Below are 19677 nucleotides of genomic sequence, written 5' to 3'. Positions count from 1 at the left end.
CCGGTGGGGGCACCGCCCGCTCGAGCGAAGCCGAGAGTGGGGGAGGGCGTGCCAAGCCCCGCGTCTGCGGCATGATCCGCCGGACAGGCCCTAGCGCGCCATGATCAGGCTCATGGCCTCGTTGCGCGTCGCCGAGTCGCGAAGCTGACCGCGCACCGCCGAGGTTATGGTCTTCGCCCCGGGCTTGCGCACGCCCCGCATCGACATGCACATGTGCTCGCACTCGACGACCACGATCACGCCCCGGGGCTCCAGGATCTCCATCAGGGAGTCGGCGATCTGCGTGGTGAGTCGTTCCTGCACCTGCGGGCGACGGGCGTAGACGTCCACGAGCCGGGCCAGCTTCGACAGACCGGTGATCTTGCCGTCGGCGGACGGGATGTACCCGACGTGGGCGACTCCGACGAACGGCACGAGATGGTGTTCGCAGCTGCTCAGGACCTCGATGTCCTTCACGAGCACCATCTCGTCGTGTCCGAGGTCGAACGTCGTGGTCAGCACGTCCTCGGGCTTCTGCCACAGCCCCGCGAAGATCTCCCGGTAGGCCCGCGCCACCCGTGCCGGGGTCTCCCTCAGACCCTCGCGGTCCGGGTCCTCGCCGACCGCGATCAGGAGTTCGCGGACGGCGTTCTCGGCACGCTTCTCGTCGAACTCGCCGATTCTGCCCTCGCCGTCCAGCGTCACGGGGTCGGTCATGGTGAAGCCTCGTTCCTTCGTCACTCAGCGGCGGGCATGTGAAACGCCGCGCCCCCCAGGCTAGAACCTGGGGGGCGCGGCTTACATCCCGGGCCGGTGAGCTGCGAGGAATCCCTCAGTGCTCCGGGCGGTCCTCCGGGGCCGACTCGGTCGCCGGGGCGGAGTCCGTCGTCGTGGACTTCACCGTGCTGATCGACGGGGTCGCGCCGTTCGCGCCGTTCGTCAGTGCGAGCTCCTTCGGGGAGAGCACCGGCGGGCGGGTGGACGGCGTGCGGCGGGAGGAGCCGGTCCAGGCGGGCCGCGGCGGGCGCTTGACGATCGGGGCGAAGATCTCGGCGATCTCCTCCTTGCCCAGGGTCTCCTTCTCCAGGAGCTGGAGCACCAGGTTGTCGAGGACGTCGCGGTTCTCGACCAGGATCTCCCAGGCCTCGTTGTGCGCGTTCTCGATGAGCTTCTTGACTTCCTCGTCCACCAGTGCGGCGACCTCTTCCGAGTAGTCGCGCTGGTGAGCCATCTCACGGCCGAGGAACGGCTCGGTGTTGTCGCCGCCGAACTTGATGGCACCCAGGCGCTCGGTCATGCCGTACTGGGTGACCATCGCGCGGGCGGTGGCGGTGGCCTTCTCGATGTCGTTCGCCGCGCCCGTGGTCGGGTCGTGGAAGACGAGCTCCTCGGCCGCGCGGCCGCCCAGCATGTAGGCCAGCTGGTCCAGCATCTCGTTGCGCGTGGTCGAGTACTTGTCCTCGTCCGGGAGCACCATCGTGTAGCCGAGGGCACGGCCCCTCGACAGGATCGTGATCTTGTGGACCGGGTCGGAGTTCGGGGAGGCCGCCGCGACCAGGGCGTGACCGCCCTCGTGGTACGCGGTGATCTTCTTCTCCTTGTCCGACATGATCCGGGTCCGCTTCTGCGGGCCCGCGACCACGCGGTCGATCGCCTCGTCCAGCATCTTGTTGTCGATGAGCTTCTGGTCGCTGCGGGCCGTGAGCAGGGCCGCCTCGTTCAGCACGTTCGACAGGTCGGCGCCGGTGAAGCCCGGCGTGCGACGGGCCACCGCGGCCAGGTCGACGTCCGGGGCGACCGGCTTGCCCTTCTGGTGGACCTTGAGGATCTCCAGACGACCCTGCATGTCCGGGCGGTCGACCGCGATCTGGCGGTCGAAGCGGCCGGGCCGCAGCAGGGCCGGGTCGAGGATGTCGGGCCGGTTCGTCGCGGCGATGAGGATCACACCGCCCTTGACGTCGAAGCCGTCCATCTCGACGAGCAGCTGGTTCAGCGTCTGCTCGCGCTCGTCGTGACCGCCGCCGAGGCCGGCGCCGCGGTGGCGGCCGACCGCGTCGATCTCGTCGACGAAGACGATCGCCGGGGCGTTCGCCTTGGCCTGCTCGAACAGGTCACGGACCCGGGAGGCACCGACACCGACGAACATCTCGACGAAGTCGGAACCGGAGATCGAGTAGAAGGGCACACCCGCCTCGCCCGCGACGGCGCGCGCGAGCAGGGTCTTGCCGGTGCCGGGCGGGCCGTACAGCAGCACACCCTTGGGGATCTTGGCGCCGACGGCCTGGAACTTGGCCGGCTCCTGCAGGAACTCCTTGATCTCGTGGAGCTCCTCGACGGCCTCGTCGGCGCCCGCGACGTCGGTGAACGTCGTCTTCGGGGTGTCCTTGGTGATGAGCTTCGCCTTGGACTTGCCGAAGTTCATGACCCGGGAGCCGCCGCCCTGCATCTGATTCATCAGGAACAGGAAGACGACCACGATGAGGACGAAGGGGAGCAGGGAGAGCAGGACACCCAGGAACGGGTTCTGCTTGGACGGCGACACCGTGTAGCCGTCCGGGATCTGCTTGTCCTGGTACTTGGTCTGCAGCGTGCTGGCGATGGCCACGCCCTGGTCGCCGATGTAGCTCGCCTGGATCTTCGAGCTGCCTTCGACCTTCACACCGTCCTTGAGCGTGACCTTGACGGTCTGCTCGTCGCCGGTGGTGAGTTTCGCCGACTCGACCTTGTTGTCATTGATCGCCGCCACGACCTGGCCGGTGTCCACCGTCTTGTAGCCGCCGGACGAGCCGACGACCTGCATCAACACGACCACGGCAAGGACGGCCAGCACGATCCACATGACCGGCCCACGGAAGTATCGCTTCACGTCCATCCATACGGAGCGGTGCCGCCCCGTCCCTCCTGCCATAGTGAGTTTGATAAGACAGTTCTTCTGACGGTACCCCAGCATTGTTGTCCGAAGCCGCATGAAGCTGTTCGGACGGCCGGCAATCCCGTCTCTGCAAGCTCCAACGGCGAGCAACCCGCTGGGGTTCCCGATCGTCTTACGTGCTTGAGCCCTCTGGAGCTCAGCCGCCGTAGACGTGGGGCGCGAGCGTACCCACGAACGGGAGATTGCGGTACTTCTCGGCGTAGTCCAGGCCGTAGCCCACCACGAACTCGTTGGGGATGTCGAAGCCGACCCACTCCACGTCGATGGCGACCTTCGCGGCGTCGGGCTTGCGCAGCAGCGTGCACACCTTCAGGGAGGCGGGCTCGCGCGAGCCGAGGTTGGAGATCAGCCAGGACAGGGTCAGGCCGGAGTCGATGATGTCCTCGACGATCAGGACGTGCCTGCCCTTGATGTCGGTGTCGAGGTCCTTGAGGATCCGCACGACCCCGGAGGACTGGGTGCCCGCGCCGTACGACGACACGGCCATCCAATCCATCGTGAGGGGGGTGGACAGCGCCCGGGCGAGGTCCGCCATGACCATCACCGCGCCCTTGAGCACACCGACGATCAGCAGGTCCTTGCCCTCGTACTCAGCGTCGATCTTCGCGGCCAGCTCGGCCAGCTTCGCGTCGATCTCTTCCTTGGTGATGAGTACCTCTTTGAGGTCGGCACCCATGTCTTTCGCGTCCACCCGCATCACTTTCGGTCGTCCCGCACTTACGGCCTGCGGCTGCCCGAGCCCGCCGACCGTCCCTCCGGGAGGCGCGGACTCAGCCTTGCCGAATCACCAGTCTGCCACCCTGCCGCTGGGCGACGACCCTGCCCGGGAGATTGATGGCTCCCTGGCCGCGCCAGCCGGTGATCAGCCGGTCGACCTCTTCGATGTGCCGGGCGAACAGCGAACCGGCCGGGGCGCCGGCCTCGATCGCGGCGCGGCGCAGGATGCGGCGGCGCACGGCGGGCGGGAGGGCGTACAGCTTGGCGCACTCCAGCAGACCTGCGGAGTCACGGACGGCGGCCTCGGCCTGGCGGGCCCAGGTGTCGAGGGCGTCGGCGTCGTCGCGGGAGAGCTGGGCGGTGCGGGCGAGGGCCTCGACGACGCCCTTGCCGAGCGCCTTCTCCAGGGCGGGCAGGCCCTCCTGGCGGAGCCGGGAGCGGGTGTAGGCGGGATCCGCGTTGTGAGGATCGTCCCAGACCGGGAGCGACTGGACCATGCAGGCCTTGCGGGCGGTCTGCCGGTCGAGGTGGAGGAAGGGGCGGCGGTAACGGCCGCCGGCCCCCGAGACCGCGGCCATCCCGGACAGGGAGCGGATGCCGGAGCCGCGGGCGAGGCCGAGCAGGACGGTTTCGGCCTGGTCGTCGCGGGTGTGCCCGAGGAGGATCGCGGTGGCGCCGTGGCGGGCGGCCGCGGCGTCGAGGGCGGCGTAGCGGGCGTCGCGGGCGGCGGCTTCGGGGCCGCCCTCGCGGCCGACGGTCACGGCGTGGGACTCCACCGGGTCGAGGCCGAGCTCGCGCAGCCTGAGGACGACCTCCTGGGCGCGCAGGTCGGAGCCGGCCTGCAGACCGTGGTCGACGGTGACGCCGCCGGCGCGGATGCCGAGCTTGGGGGCCTCGAAGGCGAGGGCGGAGGCGAGCGCCATGGAGTCGGCGCCGCCGGAGCAGGCGACGAGCACGAGCGGGGCGGCCGCGGAGGGGGCGCGCTCGGCCGGTCCGTCCGGAGTCCGGGGGGAGGTCTGGTGGTCGTTGAGGATGTCGTGGAGGACGCGGCGGACCGCCAGGCGTATCGCCGCGACCGCAGGATGGGGACCCATGTCCGGTTCCCTTCATGAAGTTGTCGGGGGGTGAGCCCGAGGTTCGGTCACTCAGAGTGTGTAGATGGTGACAGAAGCGGGCCGTTCCCCGAGCATTGCACGCCTACGCATGGCTCACGGTCCCTCGGACGGGTGATAAGAGGGGCGTTCGCCTGCCGTCGGCCGGATTCACTTCACGACTTCCCCGCCGGTTTCACGACTCGGCCTTGCGATGCACCCGCGCGACCCAGTCCGCCGGTTTGGCGATCTCCGCCTTGGTGGGAAGGGTGTTCGGAGAGGTCCACACCCGGTTGAAGCCGTCCATGCCGACCTGGTCGACGACGGCCCGCACGAAGCGTTCGCCGTCCCGGTACTGCCGGAGCTTGGCGTCCAGGCCCAGCAGCTTGCGCAGGGCCATGTCGAGGCGGGAGGCGCCCTTGGCGCGGCGCTGCTGGAACTTCTCGCGGATCTCCGCGACGGTCGGTACGACCTGCGGGCCGACCCCGTCCATCACGAAATCGGCGTGGCCCTCCAGGAGCGACATCACGGCGGTGAGCCGGCCGAGGATCTCGCGCTGGGCCGGGGTCTGCACCAGCTCCACGAAGGACCGGCCGCCGTCGTCCTCCTCGCCCTCGGGGCGGCCCCCGGCGAGCGACTGCGCGGCCTCCCGGACGCGTTCCAGGACGGTCATCGGGTCGACGTCGGTCTCCGCCAGGAAGGACTGGATCTCGCCCTCGAGGTGGTCGCGCAGCCAGGGCACGCCGGTGAACTGCGTGCGGTGCGTCTCCTCGTGCAGGCACACCCACAGGCGGAAGTCATGGGGATCCACGTCGAGCTCACGCTCCACGTGGACGATGTTCGGCGCGACGAGCAGCAGCCGGCCGCCGCCGTTCTGGCCCGCCGGGAGTTCACGGGTGGCGGGGGCGAAGGTCTCGTACTGGCCGAGGACCCGGGAGGCCAGGAAGGACAGCAGCATGCCCAGTTCCACGCCGGTCACCTTGCCGCCGACGGTACCGAGGACCGCGCCGCCCGGGGTGTTGCCGCGCCGCTCCTGCATCTTCTCCAGCAGCGGCTTGAGGATCTCCCGGAAACCGGCGACGTTGGCCCGGACCCAGCCCGGGCGGTCGACGACCAGGACGGGCGTGTCGTGGCCTTCCTCGGTCTCCATACGAGTGAAGCCCCGGACGTGTTCCTCCGAGGCTTTGGCGTGGCGGCGCAGCTCCGCGACGACGGCCCGTGCCTCGTCGCGGCTGACGTCGGGGCCCGGCCGCACGAGCCGGGTCGCGGTCGCCACCGCGAGGTTCCAGTCGACCATCCCTGAAGAGGCACCGATGCTCGTCATGTGTCAACCGTACGTTAGCGCCGGCGCTGGGGGCAGGGCGTTGGGGTCGGCAGGGGCCGGGGCCTGATTGCAGCGCACCCGGAGCTGTCGGCCGTGCCCACCCTCCCCCACGGCGGTGGCGAGGCGTGGTCGCCCACGGCCGCGCAGCGGGTGGACGTGGCTGGGGCCTGTCCGGCGGATCAGGTCGCAGGGCACGGGCGGTGCCTCATCGGCGCTGGTGAGCGGGGCGAATGGGGGTGCCCCCGCGCGAGCTGATTCGAGCGTGGGGGAGCGTCCGGCCGCAAGGCGGAGGAGGGCGTCGACGCGATGGGGGTCCCCCCGCGCGAGCTCGTTCGAGCGTGGGGGAGTCGGCGACCGACGACAACGCCGGTGGGGGCACCGCCCGCTCGAGCGAAGCCGAGAGTGGGGGAGGGCGTGCCAAGCCCCGCGTCTGCGGCATGATCCGCCGGACACGCCTTAGTCGCAGCCGCAGTTCGCCAACGCCGACGCCGTTCGGTCCAGGGTTTTCTGGGCCTGGTCCGGGTCTGTCGTGTCGGAGGTCAGGAAGGCGAAGGCCAGGAGGCGGCCGTCGTGGTCGACCACTGTGCCCGCCAGGGTGTTGACGCCGGTCAGCGTGCCCGTCTTGGCGCGGACCAGGCCGGCGGCGCCGTCCGTGTAGCGGCTGCTCAGGGTGCCGGTGAAGCCCGCTACGGGGAGGCCGGTGAGGACGGGGCGGAGTTCGGGGTGCCGGGGGGATCCGGCCTCGACGAGCAGGGCCGTGAGCAGGTCCGCGGTCAGTCTGTCGTCCCGGTTCAGTCCGCTGCCGTCGTGGAAGACCGCGCCGGTCACCGGCAGGCCGAGCGTCCTCAGCCGGGCGGCGATCGCCGCCGCGCCGCCGTCGAAGCTCGGGCGTCGGCCGGTCGCGAGGGCGGTCTGGCGGGCCAGGGCCTCGGCGATGTCGTTGTCGCTGTTGGTCAGCATGCGTTCGACCAGCGCGGACAGCGGCGGCGAGGAGACGGTCGCCAGGGTGTTCGCGCGAGCGGTCGCCTTGGACGGGCCGGGGGACGTCGTCCTGATCCCGGCGTTGGCCAGGAACGCCGCGAACTTGCGGGCCGCGTCGGCCGCCGGGTCGGCCACCCGGGCCACCGGGCCGTGGGCGGAGTCGTCGGTGCGGCCCTCGTCGGCCATCAGGGCGCTGACCGGGGCGAGGTTGTCGTTCACGCCGATGGGGTGCAGTTCGGAGCCCGCGTAGAGGGTGGTGTCGTAGGACAGGGTGACCTGGTGGACTCCGCGCTTCTTCAGTGCGGCGGCGGTGTCCCGGGCCAGGACGCGCAGGCCGGCCCAGCCTCCGTCGGCCTCGTCGTGGGCGGTGAGGGTCGGGTCGCCGCCGCCCACCAGGACGAGCTCCCCGGTGTCCGGTTCGAAGGCGGCGCGGGTGGTGAGGCGGTGGTCGGCGCCGAGTGCGGACAGGGCGGCGACGGCGGTGGCGATCTTGGTGGTGGAGGCGGGGGTCATGGCCTTGCCCGCGCCGGCGCCGTACAGGCGCCGGCCGGTGGCCACGTCGACGACGGCGGCGGTGTGGTCCCGGCCGAGCGCCGAGGAGTCCAGCAGGGGTTTCAGGACGTCCGCGAGGGACTTCTCCCCCGGCGCCGACTTCACCGTGGTCGTGGTGCCGCCGAGGGCCGTCAGGACGGACGCGGCGCTCGGCGCGGGGCGCGGGCCGGCGACGGTCCCGCCGGAGCCGCCGCCGTGATCTGTGCCACCTGACCGCTCCAGGGCGGCCGCCCGGTGCCGCTCGGCCGTACGCTGACCGTCGGCGTCCCAGGGGCCGGCCGCGGTCACCGCGCCGCAAGCCAGTGCCAGCCCGGCGACGGCGGCGCACACGATGTACTGCCAGGTCGTGACGGGCCGCGGACGAGGGGGTCGTACGAGCGCCGCGAGCCGTGGTCCGACGGCCCGCGTCACCCGCGCGACCCGCGGTTTCGTGGCCGTCGCGGCCCGTGCCAGCAGCGGTCGTACAGCGTTCGCGAACCGCTCCGCATGCGGTCTCGCGGCTCGCCAAGGCCTCAGCTCTGGCACTACCACCAGCCCCTTTCGCGATCACACACCTGCGTGAGGGACACTTAACCACCAGAACTATGTGCTGATCATGGAGGAGCCACCGGTGGAGTTCGACGTCACGATCGAGATTCCGAAGGGTTCGCGGAACAAGTACGAGGTGGACCACGAGACCGGTCGGATCCGCCTGGACCGTCGTCTCTTCACCTCGACCGCCTACCCGACCGACTACGGCTTCGTCGAGAACACCCTCGGCGAGGACGGCGACCCGCTGGACGCGCTGGTCATCCTTGACGAGCCGACCTTCCCGGGCTGCCTGATCCGGTGCCGTGCGATCGGCATGTTCCGGATGACGGACGAGGCGGGCGGCGACGACAAGCTGCTGTGCGTGCCGGCCACCGACCCGCGTGTGGAGCACCTGCGTGACATCCACCACGTGTCCGAGTTCGACCGCCTGGAGATCCAGCACTTCTTCGAGGTCTACAAGGACCTGGAGCCCGGCAAGTCGGTCGAGGGCGCCAACTGGGTGGGCCGTACGGACGCCGAGGTGGAGATCGAGCGGTCGTACAAGCGCTTCAAGGAGCAGGGCGGCCACTGACCGACCCGACGGTTTGATGATCGCGGGCCGCGGCAACCCGAGGGGATGCCGCGGCCCGCTCGCGTGGTCATGCGCATACTGGCTTACGCAGACGGTCGTCCAGGGAGATTTCAGGAGTGACGGAGGCGGAGGAGCGCAAGCCTCGGTCGGACGAGGCGAGAAGCTCGTACGACCCGGAGATGACGTCCGAGTTCGCCATCCCGGCCGGGCTTGCCCTGTCCAGGACCGGCGGTGAGGCCGAGACCACCTCCGAGTTCGCCGTGCCGCGGGGACTGGACACGCCGCAGCCGGCCGGTCCCGAGCCGGAGGGGTCGGCGTTCAGTACGCCCAGCACCTACAGCGCCCAGTCCGCGCCCGCCTTCACCCCGCCGAACGGGATACCGGCGGTCAGCCTGGTCAAGGACGCCCCCTGGCAGGACCGGATGCGCACGATGCTGCGCATGCCGGTGGCGGAGCGGCCCGCGCCGGAGCCGGTGCAGAAGGTCGACGAGGGCGGCCCGGCCGTCCCGCGCGTCCTCGACCTGACCCTGCGTATCGGTGAGCTGCTGCTCGCGGGCGGCGAGAACGCCGAGGACGTGGAGGCCGCGATGTTCGCGGTCTGCCGCAGCTACGGGCTGGACCGGTGCGAGCCGAACGTCACCTTCACCCTGCTGTCCATCTCCCACCAGCCGTCCCTGGTGGAGGACCCGGTCACCGCGTCCCGGACGGTGCGGCGCCGGGGCACCGACTACACCCGGCTCTCGGCGGTCTTCCGGCTCGTGGACGACCTGACCGACCCGGAGACCAGCATCTCGCTCGAGGAGGCCTACCGCCGGCTCGCCGAGATCCGCCGTAACCGGCACCCGTACCCCGGCTGGGCGCTCACGCTGGCCGCGGGGCTGCTGGCGGGCGCGGCCTCCCTGCTGGTCGGCGGTGACCTGCTGGTGTTCGTGGCGGCCGCGCTGGGCGCGATGCTCGGCGACCGGCTGGCGTGGCTGTGCGCGGGGCGCGGGCTTCCGGAGTTCTACCAGTTCACGGTGGCCGCGATGCCGCCCGCGGCGATCGGCGTGACGCTCACGGCCACGCACGTCGATGTGGCGGCCTCCGCGGTCATCACCGGTGGGCTGTTCGCGCTGCTGCCGGGGCGGGCGCTGGTGGCGGGCGTGCAGGACGGGCTGACCGGGTTCTACATCACCGCCTCAGCGCGACTGCTGGAGGTCATGTACTTCTTCGTCGGCATCGTCACCGGTGTGCTGGTGGTGCTGTACTTCGGCGTCAAGTTCGGCGCCAAGCTCAATCCGGACGCGTCGCTGAACATCGCCGACCGCCCGTTGCTGGAGATCGCCGCGTCGATGCTGCTGTCGCTGACCTTCGCCGTGCTTCTCCAGCAGGAACGTTCCACCGTGCTGGCGGTGACCCTCAACGGCGGTGTCGCCTGGTCGGTTTACGGGGCGATGCGCTACGCCGGTGACATCTCACCGGTGGCCGCCACGGCCGTGGCGGCGGGGCTGGTCGGCCTGTTCGGGCAGCTGCTGTCCCGCTACCGGTTCGCCTCCGCCCTGCCGTACACCACGGCGGCGATCGGGCCGCTGCTGCCGGGCTCGGCCACCTACTTCGGGCTGCTGGCGATGGCGCAGAACGACGTGAACAAGGGCCTGGTGTCGCTGGCCAAGGCGGCGTCGCTCGCCATGGCCATCGCGATCGGAGTGAACCTGGGCTCGGAGATCTCCCGCCTGTTCCTGCGGTTCGGCTCCGCTGAGGGCCGGCGGGCGGCCAAGCGGACCCGGGGGTTCTGAGGGCCTACTGGCGGTAGTTTCCCTGGTTGTAGTCCCGCGGGTATTGCTGCTGGCCGTATTCCTGCGGGTACTGCTGCCGGTCGTACTGCTGCTGGTACTCCTGCTGGTCGTACTGCTGCTGGTCGTACTGCTGCTGGCCGTAGTGCTGCTCGTACTGCTGCTGGTCGTAGCCCTGGTTGTCGTAGCCCTGGTTCCAGCCCTGCTGCTGTTCCCGCTGCTGCTCCTGCTGGTAGGGCTCGTACTGCTGGTCCGGCTCGATGCGGCGCAGCCGGGTCGTCGCGTCGTCCATGACGGGGGGCTGCTGCCGGGCCGGTTCGGCGGGCGGGGCGTTCTTGGCCTTGGAGCGGGCCCGGAGGAACTCGATGGCGATCGGGATCACCGAGACGAGCACGATCAGGATGAGGATCAGCTCGATGTGCTTGTTGACGAAGTCGACCTTGCCCAGCCACGAGCCGAGCAGGGTCACACCCGCGCCCCACAGGACACCGCCGATGACGTTGAAGGTCAGGAACGAGCGGTACCGCATGCCGCTGACACCGGCGATGATCGGCGTGAACGTCCGCACGATGGGCACGAAACGGGCCAGGACCAGGGACTTCGGGCCGTACTTCTCGAAGAACTCGTGCGCCTTGGTGACGTTCTCCTGCTTGAACAGGCGTGAGTCGGGCCGGTTGAACAGGGACGGGCCGACCTTCTTGCCGAACATGTAGCCCGCCTGGTCGCCGAGGATCGCGGCGAGGCAGATCAGGGCGATCGCCCCCCACAGCGGGAAGTCCAGGTCGCCGGACGTGATCAGCAGCCCGCAGGTGAACAGCAGCGAGTCACCCGGCAGGAAGAAGCCGATGAGCAGGCCGGACTCGGCGAAGACGATGAGGAGCAGGCCCCAGATGCTGTACGTGTCGAGCAGATAGTTGGGGTCCAGCCAGCTCGGGCCGAGGGCGAGTGTCATCACGGGTCCGGGCTCCTGTGGGGGTGAAGGCGATCGCCGCGTGCTTGTGCGGCCGCACAAAGCTATCAACGCGCCGCGTCCGCCCCAGGTTCCACCGGTGCCTCCGGGACCGGGGAGGTCACCCGGCGTGGCGGGCGGCGTTCGCCGCGATCGCCGCACCGAGGTGTTCGGGCAGGCCCGGGTGCATCGCCTCGTAGAACGCGCGGAAGCGCTCGTCGGAGATGTACATCTCCGCCAGCCCCTGGTGGGTCTTCACATGGCACTCGAAGAACCATTTGCTGATGTGCTGCCGGTGCGCCTCGGCGAGGTCCATCGCCCGCTCCGACGTCGGCGGCTCCCCCGCTGCCATGAGCGCCGAGTACGCCTGCCCCCACTCGGCGACCTCGGTCTGGATCCGCTTCCAGTCGTCCTTGGTGTAGCGGGCCACGCGGCGCTGCGACTCCTCGTAGCTGTGCGTTCCGCCCCAGCGCCGCTCGGCCTCCTCGGCGTAGTCCTCGGGGTCCTTGTCCCCGAACACCTCGAACTTCTCCTCCGGCGTGAGATCGATCCCCATCTTGCGTGCCTCCATGGCGTGCTCCACGGCCTCGGCCATCTTCCGCAGCTTCTCGATCCGGGCGGTCAGCAGTTCGTGCTGCCGGCGCAGGTGCGCGCGCGGGTCCGCGTCCGGATCGTCGAGCAGGACCGCGACCTCGTCGAGCGGGAAGCCGAGCTCCCGGTAGAACAGGATCCGCTGCAGCCGGTCGAGGTCGGCGTCGCCGTAGCGCCGGTGACCCGCGTGGCTGCGCTCGCTCGGGGCGAGCAGGCCGATGTCGTCGTAGTGGTGCAGGGTGCGCACCGTGACTCCGGCGAAACCGGCGACCTGTCCCACGGAGTAGCTCACTTCGTCCGCTCCCTTCTCGGTACGCCTCTACGCTGAGCCCTCACGCGACGTGAGGTGCAAGCCCCGGCCCGTTCGAGATGTTCCGTCCGCTTCGCCCACTTATGGTGGGCGCGTGGCCCAGGACACCGCGCAGCAGGCGCCCGCCGCACCGGCGGCACCGGCGCGCGCCCTGCTGCCCCTGATCCTGCCCGCGGTACTGGTCGGGGTCGGCGCCAGTCTCCTCTACCTGCTGGTGAGCGGTCTGGCCGAACGGCTGCAGGGGGTGCTGTGGGGTCCGCTGCCCGACGCGCTGGGCATCGGCCGGTACTCCGTGCTGTGGATGATGGTCATGCTCACCGCGACCGGGATCGCCGTGGGACTGGTCGTGTGGAAGGTCCCCGGTCACGCGGGCCCCGACCCGGCCACCGTGGGGCTCAGCGCCCCGGTGCTGCCCCTCACGGTGGTGCCCGGCCTGCTGCTGGCGACCGCGCTGATGCTGGCCGGCGGACCCAGCCTCGGCCCGGAGAACCCCATCATCGCGACGAACGTGGCGCTCGCCTTCTGGCTGGGCAGCAGGCTGATCCCCCGGATGCCGGGTGCCATGTGGCCGGTGCTGGCGGAGGCGGCGACGATCGGCGCCCTGTTCGGCACGCCGGTGGCGGCGGCGCTGGTGCTCTCCGAGGCGCTGGCCGGGCGGCAGCTGCAGGGCGCACTGTGGGACAACCTCTTCGCGCCGCTGGCCGCGGGGGCCGTGGGCGCCATGACGACCACCCTGCTGGCCCACCCCACCTTCGACCTCGGCCTGCCGCCGGTCGGCGGCCACCCGGGTTGGGGCGACCTGGCCGCCGCGCTGGTCGTCGCCTGCCTGGCCGCCGTGTTCGGCATGTGCGCGGTGTACGGCTTCCCGCACGTCCACGGCGCGTTCCGGCGGCTGCGGCACCCGATGCTGGCGCTCCCCGTGGGCGGGGCCGTCCTCGGCCTGCTCGGGGCACTGGGCGGTCATCTGACGCTCTTCAAGGGACTGGGCGAGGTGGAGACGCTGGCCCGGAACCCCGACGGCTGGACGGCGGGGCAGTTCGCGACGATGGCGGTGGTGAAGCTCGCCGCGCTGCTCGTCGCCGCGTCCTGCGGGTTCCGCGGCGGACGGATCTTCCCGTCCGTCTTCATCGGCGCCGCCTTCGGACTCGCCGCCCACGCCCTCGTCCCTGGTGTACAACCGGCGGTGGGTGTGGCGGCGGGCGTGCTGGGCGTCCTGCTGGCCGTCACCCGACAGGGCTGGATCAGCCTGTTCACGGCCGGGGTCCTCGTGGCCTCACCGACGATCTTCGCCCTGCTGTGCATCGCCTCGCTGCCGGCCTGGCTGCTGGTGACGGGGCGGCCCCAGATGCAGTTGCGCGCCGACGGGACCTCCGTCCGCTGATCCTCTCGACACCCTCCAGGGAGACACCTCCATGGCACTGCACAAAGGCCCCGGGAAGCCCGACGAGCGGCCCATGTCCGTCAACCCGTTCTTCGGGGATGCGAACCCGGTCGTCGAGATGACCGAGGCGCCGCCCAAGAACCGGCTCCCCGACGGACCGCTGCCGCCCACCACGGCGGCGCAGATCGTGCACGACGAGCTGATGCTGGACGGCAACGCCCGGCTGAACCTGGCCACTTTCGTCACCACCTGGATGGAGCCGCAGGCCGGGGCGCTGATGGCCGAGTGCCGGGACAAGAACATGATCGACAAGGACGAGTACCCGCGCACCGCCGAGCTGGAGCGGCGCTGTGTGGCGATGCTCGCCGACCTGTGGCACGCGCCGGACCCGTCGGCCGCCGTCGGGTGTTCGACGACCGGCTCCAGCGAGGCGTGCATGCTCGCCGGAATGGCGCTCAAGCGGCGCTGGATGCGGCGCAACGCCGACCGCTACCCGTCGGCGGACGCCCGCCCGAACCTGGTCATGGGCGTCAACGTGCAGGTGTGCTGGGAGAAGTTCTGCAACTTCTGGGAGGTGGAGGCCCGCCTGGTGCCCATGGAGGGCGACCGGTACCACCTCGACCCGCAGGCGGCGGCCGAGCTGTGCGACGAGAACACCATCGGGGTCGTCGGCATCCTCGGCTCCACCTTCGACGGGTCGTACGAGCCGATCGCCGACCTGTGCGCGGCCCTGGACGACCTCCAGGCGCGGAGCGGCCTCGACGTCCCGGTGCACGTGGACGGCGCGTCCGGCGCCATGGTCGCGCCGTTCCTGGACGAGGACCTGGTGTGGGACTTCCGCCTCCCGCGCGTGGCCTCCATCAACACCTCCGGGCACAAGTACGGGCTGGTCTACCCCGGGGTCGGCTGGGCGCTGTGGCGGGACAAGGAGGCCCTCCCGGAGGAGCTCGTCTTCCGCGTCAACTACCTCGGCGGGGACATGCCGACGTTCGCCCTCAACTTCTCCCGGCCGGGCGCCCAGGTCGTCGCCCAGTACTACACGTTCCTGCGGCTGGGCCGGGAGGGCTTCCGGGCGGTGCAGCAGGCCACGCGCGACGTGGCGCGGGGCCTGGCCGACCGGATCGAGGCGCTGGGCGACTTCCGGCTGCTGACCCGGGGTGACGAGCTGCCGGTCTTCGCCTTCACCACCGCCGAGGACGTCACGGCGTACGACGTCTTCGACGTCTCCCGGCGCCTGCGGGAGAACGGCTGGCTGGTCCCCGCCTACACCTTCCCGCCCAACCGGGAGGACCTGGCCGTCCTGCGGGTGGTGTGCCGCAACGGTTTCTCCGCCGACCTCGCCGAGATGTTCACGGAGGACCTGCGCCGTCTGCTGCCCGAGCTGCGCCGGCAGTCACACCCTGCGACGAAGGACCGGGAGGCGGCCACCGGGTTCCATCACTGACCGTCCGCAGCCTTTTCCAGGGCGACCAGCTCGAACGCCGTCTTCCCGTCCAGCGACTCCCGGATGATGTCGGCGTGGCCGGCGTGCCGGGCGGTCTCCCGGATCAGGTGCAGACAGAGCCAGCGCAGCGAGACGGACTCGTCCGGCGGGAACCAGGGGGCGTCCGGCAGCGGGAAGGTGTCGTCGAGGCTCGGGGCGGAGCGGATGAACTCCTCGGTCTCGGCGGCGACCTGCTCCCAGTACGCCAGCTGCGAGGCGAGGGTCTCGCCCTCGGCCAGCCGGAAGCACTCGTGCCAGTTCGACTCGTCCCGCTTGACGGCCGGCGGCTCGCCCTTGGCCCGGGCCACCCAGCCCTGCTCGGTCTCGGCGACGTGCTTGACCAGCCCGGCCAGGGACAGCTCACTCGCGCTGGGCCGGCTCGCGGCCTGCTCCTCGGTGAGCCCCAGCACCGCCCGCCGGATACCGCCGCGCTGCTCCGCGAGGAAGGAGAGCAGCGCCCCCCGCTCGTCGCCCTGCGCCTCGGCTCGTACGTGAGTGACCATGACCGGCCGCCTTTCGTCGGTTGGCTCCTGCTGCCTGACACCGACGACGTTACGGACCCTTGCGGTCAGGTTCTGTCCGCAAGTCTTCGCGTGCGGGGAGTTTCCTCAGAAGGGGAACATGCTCCGCCCGTACTGCACGGAGATCCACTTCAGCGTGGTGAAGGCGTCCAGTGTGGTCTCGCCGTTCAGCCGGCCGATCCCGGAGTGCTTCTCGCCGCCGAAGGGGACGAGGGGCTCGTCGTGGATCGTGCCGTCGTTCACGTGGAACATGCCGGTGTCGATCCGCTTCGCGAAGGAGACGCCCCGCTCGACGTCGGCGGTGTGGACGGCGCCGCTGAGGCCGTACGGGGTGTCGTTGACGATACGGACCGCCTCCTCCTCGCCGTCGAAGGGGACGAGCAGGGCGACGGGGCCGAAGATCTCCTTGTGCAGCAGGGAGGAGTCGGTGGGCACGTCCGTCAGGACGGAGGGCTGCACCAGGTTGTCGGTGGTCGTGCCCCCCACCAGGAGTGTGGCGCCCTCGGTGACGGCCTGCTCGATCGCGGCGGAGAGGGCGTTGGCCTGCAGGGAGTTGATGACCGGTCCGATGACCGTCTGCGGGTCGCTGGGGTCTCCGGCCTTGAGCGTTCTCACCTTGGCGACGAACTTCTCGGTGAACTCGTCCGCCACCGAGCGGTCCACCAGGACGCGGTTGGCGGCCATGCAGACCTGTCCCTGGTCGGCGTACCGGCTGAAGACGGCCGCGTCCACCGCGTAGTCGATGTCGGCGTCGTCCAGCACCACCAGCGCGCTGTTGCCGCCCAGTTCGAGGACCGTGCGCTTGAGCTGCGCGGCGCACACGGTGGCGATGTGCCGGCCGACCTTGTCGGAGCCGGTGAAGGAGATCAGCTTGGGGACCGGGTGCTCGATGAAGGCGTCACCTATCTCGGCTATGTCGGTGAGCACCACGTTCAGCACGCCGGGCGGCAGACCCGCGTCCTCGAAGAGCTTGGCGAGCAGCGTGCCACCGCAGACCGGGGTGTCCTGGTGCGGTTTGAGGACGACGGCGTTGCCGAGCGCGAGGGCGGAGGCGACCGGCTTGACCGACAGCAGGAACGGGAAGTTGAAGGGGCTGATGACGCCCACCACGCCGACCGGGACGCGGTAGAGGCGGTTCTCCTTGCCGTCGATCGGCGAGGGCAGGATCCGGCCCTCGCAGCGCAGCGCCAGCCCGGCCGCCTCACGCAGGAACTCCTTGGCCAGGTGCAGTTCCAGCTGGGCCTTCATCCGTGTGCCGCCGAGCTCAGCGATGATCATCTCGGTGATCTGGTGCTCCCGCTCCTCGACGAGGCGCAGGACCCTCTCGAAGAAGGCGCGACGGGTGTACGGATTGGTCTCGGCCCACTCCCGCTGCGCCCGGGCGGCCGCCCGGTAGGCCTCGTCGACCTCGTCCGCGGTGGCGATGGTGATCGAGGCCAGCTTCTCGCCGTCGTACGGGTTGAAGTCGATGATGTCCCAGGATCCGGTGCCCTGGCGCCACTCACCGTCTATGTACTGCTGGGACAGGTCGGTGAAGCAGGACGACATGTGATCCCCCGATCCCTTGCTGCCGAAGCGGTCGAGACAGACACCCGATCAACTTCACGGTCCGATGAGACTGATCACACGTCATCGTACTTGTGATTGCGCTGAGTTGGGCGCCACCTGGGGAGACGACGGCCTGCGAGAACGGGTTCACCGTGCGTCAGGAAAGTTGCAGCAGTCCCCGCAGCAGGTCCCGGCTCTCGTCCGGGCCGGGGCTGTCCTGCTGGAGTTCCTTGAGGACCTGCTCGTACTGGGCGACGTCCTCGCGCTTGTCCAGGTAGAGCGCGCTGGTGAGCTGCTCCAGGTAGACCACGTCCGACAGGTCGGACTCGGGGAAGCTGAGGATGGTGAAGGCGCCGCTCTCGCCCGAGTGGCCGCCGAAGCTGAACGGCATGACCTGCAGCCGGACGTTGGGGCGCTCGGAGATCTCGATCAGGTGCTGGAGCTGCCCGCGCATCACCTCGCGGTCGCCGTACGGGCGGCGCAGGGCGGCCTCGTCGAGGACGACGTGGAGGTCGGGGGCGTTCTCGGCGACCAGGTACTTCTGCCGCTCCAGGCGCAGCGCCACCCGCCGCTCGACATCGGCCGTGCTCGCGCCCTTCATACCGCGCCGCACGACCGCGCGGGCGTACTCCTCCGTCTGCAGCAGGCCGTGCACGAACTGCACCTCGTACGCCCGGATCAGCGAGGCCGCGCCCTCCAGTCCCACATAGGTGGGGAACCAGCTCGGCAGCACGTCGGAGTAGCTGTGCCACCACCCTGCCACGTTGGCCTCCTTGGCGAGGGAGAGCAGGGAGTCGCGTTCGGCCTCGTCCGTGATGCCGTACAGCGTCAGCAGGTCTTCCACGTCCCTCGTCTTGAAGCTCACCCGGCCCAGCTCCATCCGGCTGATCTTCGACTCGGAGGCGCGGATCGAGTAGCCCGCCGCCTCGCGCGTGATCCCCCGCGATTCACGCAGTCGCCTGAGTTGTGATCCGAGCAGCATGCGCCGCACCACCGATCCCGGCTCTCCCGCGCTCACGTTCGCCAGCCTCCCCAACCGTCTTCAGGGGCCGCAGTCTGCCACTAAAACACTTCGAGCAGTACTCGTCCGGTTACGGAAACGGAAAGACGCGCATGATGTCACACAGCGACCCGCAAGGAAGAGGTGTCCGACGTACGTCAGGTTGGCGGAAAAAATGGCCAACAAGTGGTACGGGTGCACCCAATTCGGTCGCGTGCACGTGCATCTGCCCTTGCATCTGTTGTGCGCATCCGAAACCATGGTCTCGCGCCACCGCTGCATCGCAACGACCGCGAATTCCCGGGAGTGCCTCGCATGGGGACGAATGGATCGACCATGCTCGAGCCGTTAAGGCAGGGCCTTCCGCCGCTGGATCCGGACGCCGTGTCCAACGCCGCCTCCTGTGCTCTGCCCGCCCGCTACGACGCGGTCCGCGAGGCCCGCCGGTTCACCCGCCGGACCCTCGACCAGTGGACCCTGGGCGACCGCTTCGACGACATATGCCTGGTCGTCTCCGAACTCGTCACCAACGCCCTGCGGCACGCGCTGCCGGAGGACGCCGGGCGGTGCCCGGACGAGGCCTCTTCGGTGCGGCTCCATCTGATGCGGTGCACCGCGCGGCTGGTGTGCGCGGTGCGCGACCCCAGCCATGACACCCCGGTCGCGCGCGACTCGGACGACTGCTCGGCCGAGTCGGGCCGCGGCCTGTTCCTGGTCGACTCCTTCAGCGACAGCTGGGGCTGGCACCCACTGGCGGGCACCCTGGGCGGCAAGGTCGTCTGGGCGCTGTTCCGGCTGCAGCCGGACGAATGACACGACGCGGCGCCGTCCGGCGCCGCGTTTCTACGCGCGTTCACCGGCGCGATGTCACGTTTGTCCCGGCCTGCCCTCGCCACCCGTTTCTTCTGCCCTTCCGTGGCCCAGCCGACTGATCGGCCGGACCTGCCGGATCGGCCGGATCAGCCGGCTATCAGGTGGTCGAACTCGCCGTCCTTGACGCCCAGCAGCATCGCCTCGATCTCCGCGCGCGTGTAGACGAGCGCGGGACCGTCCGGGAAGCGCGAGTTGCGCACCGCCACGTCCCCTCCCGGCAGCCGGGCGAACTCCACACAAGAACCCTGCGAATTGCTGTGCCTGCTCTTCTGCCAGGCCACGCCGTCCAGCTGCGTGGCAGCCATGCCGTTGTACACGTCGTACCCCCCGTACACGCCGTCAACGTCGCGGTCCACAGGTCGCTCCCCGGTGGTGCACTTTGGCTGTTGTGGCCATAGATGCGGTGGTCAACTGGTCCGGATCATAACCCCTTCACGTGCAGATGCATGAGCAGATGCACGTGCACGTGAGGTGTTCCTCCGGTTACAGCCTTGACGAGTGCTTTACCGACCAGTCACCGAAGCCGTCGCGGCATGTGCCCCGGTACTCCCAGGACATGCGCATGCCGGGC

17 protein-coding genes are annotated in these 19677 nt (G+C 70.2%); 5 read left to right on the top strand and 12 right to left on the bottom strand.

What is annotated here, in order from left to right; all coding sequences use genetic code 11:
• Positions 1-90: 90 nt before the first annotated feature.
• From folE to dacB, 6 genes are all read right to left on the bottom strand, one after another.
• A complete protein-coding gene (gene folE / locus ACFY0F_RS15040) occupies positions 91-696 on the bottom strand; it encodes a GTP cyclohydrolase I FolE (protein WP_388793204.1) in 606 nt (201 codons plus the stop codon).
• A 115-nt stretch (positions 697-811) separates the two neighbouring features.
• A complete protein-coding gene (ftsH, locus tag ACFY0F_RS15035; RefSeq protein WP_388793229.1) occupies positions 812-2851 on the bottom strand; it encodes an ATP-dependent zinc metalloprotease FtsH in 2040 nt (679 codons plus the stop codon).
• A 196-nt stretch (positions 2852-3047) separates the two neighbouring features.
• A complete protein-coding gene (gene hpt, locus ACFY0F_RS15030; RefSeq protein ID WP_388793202.1) occupies positions 3048-3608 on the bottom strand; it encodes a hypoxanthine phosphoribosyltransferase in 561 nt (186 codons plus the stop codon).
• A 73-nt stretch (positions 3609-3681) separates the two neighbouring features.
• Positions 3682-4722, bottom strand: coding sequence for a tRNA lysidine(34) synthetase TilS (gene tilS, locus ACFY0F_RS15025; protein ID WP_388793200.1), 1041 nt, complete (start codon positions 4720-4722; stop codon positions 3682-3684).
• Positions 4723-4915: 193 nt separating this feature from the next.
• Positions 4916-6043, bottom strand: a complete 1128-nt coding sequence (locus ACFY0F_RS15020) for a zinc-dependent metalloprotease (RefSeq protein WP_388793198.1) — start codon at positions 6041-6043, stop codon at positions 4916-4918.
• A gap of 456 nt (positions 6044-6499) precedes the next feature.
• Positions 6500-8107: a D-alanyl-D-alanine carboxypeptidase/D-alanyl-D-alanine-endopeptidase gene (gene dacB, locus ACFY0F_RS15015; protein ID WP_388793196.1), complete on the bottom strand. Its 1608-nt coding sequence runs from the start codon at positions 8105-8107 to the stop codon at positions 6500-6502.
• Positions 8108-8186: 79 nt separating this feature from the next.
• Between dacB and ACFY0F_RS15010 the strand changes: the two genes are divergently transcribed.
• Both ACFY0F_RS15010 and ACFY0F_RS15005 read left to right on the top strand, forming a co-directional pair.
• Positions 8187-8678 carry an inorganic diphosphatase gene (locus ACFY0F_RS15010; RefSeq protein WP_030342671.1) on the top strand — a complete coding sequence of 164 codons (492 nt, stop codon included), beginning with the start codon at positions 8187-8189 and terminating at the stop codon, positions 8676-8678.
• A gap of 116 nt (positions 8679-8794) precedes the next feature.
• Positions 8795-10453 (top strand): threonine/serine exporter ThrE family protein, encoded by a 1659-nt coding sequence (locus ACFY0F_RS15005; protein WP_388793194.1) that lies wholly within the window; start codon positions 8795-8797, stop codon positions 10451-10453.
• 4 nt (positions 10454-10457) lie between these two features.
• Here the strand turns inward: ACFY0F_RS15005 and ACFY0F_RS15000 are convergent, their stop codons facing one another.
• Both ACFY0F_RS15000 and ACFY0F_RS14995 read right to left on the bottom strand, forming a co-directional pair.
• Positions 10458-11405, bottom strand: a complete 948-nt coding sequence (locus tag ACFY0F_RS15000) for a DedA family protein (protein WP_388793192.1) — start codon at positions 11403-11405, stop codon at positions 10458-10460.
• Between the two features lie 115 nt (positions 11406-11520).
• On the bottom strand, positions 11521-12282 hold the full coding sequence (locus tag ACFY0F_RS14995; RefSeq protein ID WP_388793191.1) for a MerR family transcriptional regulator: 762 nt from the start codon (positions 12280-12282) through the stop codon (positions 11521-11523).
• A gap of 112 nt (positions 12283-12394) precedes the next feature.
• Between ACFY0F_RS14995 and ACFY0F_RS14990 the strand changes: the two genes are divergently transcribed.
• Together ACFY0F_RS14990 and ACFY0F_RS14985 are read left to right on the top strand one after the other, a co-directional pair.
• Entirely contained in the window at positions 12395-13681 is a 1287-nt protein-coding gene (locus tag ACFY0F_RS14990; RefSeq protein WP_388793189.1) for an ion channel protein, read from the top strand.
• Positions 13682-13712: 31 nt separating this feature from the next.
• Positions 13713-15125: a glutamate decarboxylase gene (locus ACFY0F_RS14985; RefSeq protein ID WP_388793187.1), complete on the top strand. Its 1413-nt coding sequence runs from the start codon at positions 13713-13715 to the stop codon at positions 15123-15125.
• Here ACFY0F_RS14985 and ACFY0F_RS14980 read toward each other — a convergent pair.
• From ACFY0F_RS14980 to ACFY0F_RS14970, 3 genes are all read right to left on the bottom strand, one after another.
• Positions 15119-15667 carry a DinB family protein gene (locus tag ACFY0F_RS14980; protein ID WP_388793185.1) on the bottom strand — a complete coding sequence of 183 codons (549 nt, stop codon included), beginning with the start codon at positions 15665-15667 and terminating at the stop codon, positions 15119-15121. The two genes, ACFY0F_RS14985 and ACFY0F_RS14980, sit on opposite strands and share 7 nt — an antisense overlap.
• 105 nt (positions 15668-15772) lie before the next feature.
• Positions 15773-17233: an aldehyde dehydrogenase family protein gene (locus ACFY0F_RS14975; RefSeq protein ID WP_388793184.1), complete on the bottom strand. Its 1461-nt coding sequence runs from the start codon at positions 17231-17233 to the stop codon at positions 15773-15775.
• Between the two features lie 157 nt (positions 17234-17390).
• Positions 17391-18215 (bottom strand): helix-turn-helix domain-containing protein, encoded by an 825-nt coding sequence (locus ACFY0F_RS14970; RefSeq protein ID WP_388793227.1) that lies wholly within the window; start codon positions 18213-18215, stop codon positions 17391-17393.
• Positions 18216-18569: 354 nt separating this feature from the next.
• Between ACFY0F_RS14970 and ACFY0F_RS14965 the strand changes: the two genes are divergently transcribed.
• Entirely contained in the window at positions 18570-19046 is a 477-nt protein-coding gene (locus tag ACFY0F_RS14965) for an ATP-binding protein (protein ID WP_388793182.1), read from the top strand.
• A 146-nt stretch (positions 19047-19192) separates the two neighbouring features.
• Here ACFY0F_RS14965 and ACFY0F_RS14960 read toward each other — a convergent pair whose 3' ends face one another.
• On the bottom strand, positions 19193-19462 hold the full coding sequence (locus tag ACFY0F_RS14960) for a DUF397 domain-containing protein (protein ID WP_388793180.1): 270 nt from the start codon (positions 19460-19462) through the stop codon (positions 19193-19195).
• Positions 19463-19677 lie beyond the last annotated feature (215 nt).

Source organism: Streptomyces sp. NPDC001544 (assembly GCF_042894285.1).
Taxonomy (GTDB): Bacteria; Actinomycetota; Actinomycetes; order Streptomycetales; family Streptomycetaceae; genus Streptomyces.
Note: the sequence above shows the minus strand (reverse complement) of the source record. Positions and strands in the feature narration are given on the sequence as shown.

What these genes read in the sequence shown, in the direction of transcription:
- hpt (WP_388793202.1), bottom strand. Translation starts at nt 3,608, where the DNA reads ATGCGGGTGGACGCGAAAGACATGGGTGCCGACCTCAAAGAGGTACTC.
- ACFY0F_RS14980 (WP_388793185.1), bottom strand. Translation starts at nt 15,667, where the DNA reads ATGGTCACTCACGTACGAGCCGAGGCGCAGGGCGACGAGCGGGGGGCG.
- tilS (WP_388793200.1), bottom strand. Translation starts at nt 4,722, where the DNA reads ATGGGTCCCCATCCTGCGGTCGCGGCGATACGCCTGGCGGTCCGCCGC.
- ACFY0F_RS14970 (WP_388793227.1), bottom strand. Translation starts at nt 18,215, where the DNA reads ATGCTGCTCGGATCACAACTCAGGCGACTGCGTGAATCGCGGGGGATC.
- ACFY0F_RS15020 (WP_388793198.1), bottom strand. Translation starts at nt 6,043, where the DNA reads ATGACGAGCATCGGTGCCTCTTCAGGGATGGTCGACTGGAACCTCGCG.
- ACFY0F_RS14975 (WP_388793184.1), bottom strand. Translation starts at nt 17,233, where the DNA reads ATGTCGTCCTGCTTCACCGACCTGTCCCAGCAGTACATAGACGGTGAG.
- ftsH (WP_388793229.1), bottom strand. Translation starts at nt 2,851, where the DNA reads ATGGACGTGAAGCGATACTTCCGTGGGCCGGTCATGTGGATCGTGCTG.
- folE (WP_388793204.1), bottom strand. Translation starts at nt 696, where the DNA reads ATGACCGACCCCGTGACGCTGGACGGCGAGGGCAGAATCGGCGAGTTC.
- ACFY0F_RS14985 (WP_388793187.1), top strand. Translation starts at nt 13,713, where the DNA reads ATGGCACTGCACAAAGGCCCCGGGAAGCCCGACGAGCGGCCCATGTCC.
- ACFY0F_RS14965 (WP_388793182.1), top strand. Translation starts at nt 18,570, where the DNA reads ATGCTCGAGCCGTTAAGGCAGGGCCTTCCGCCGCTGGATCCGGACGCC.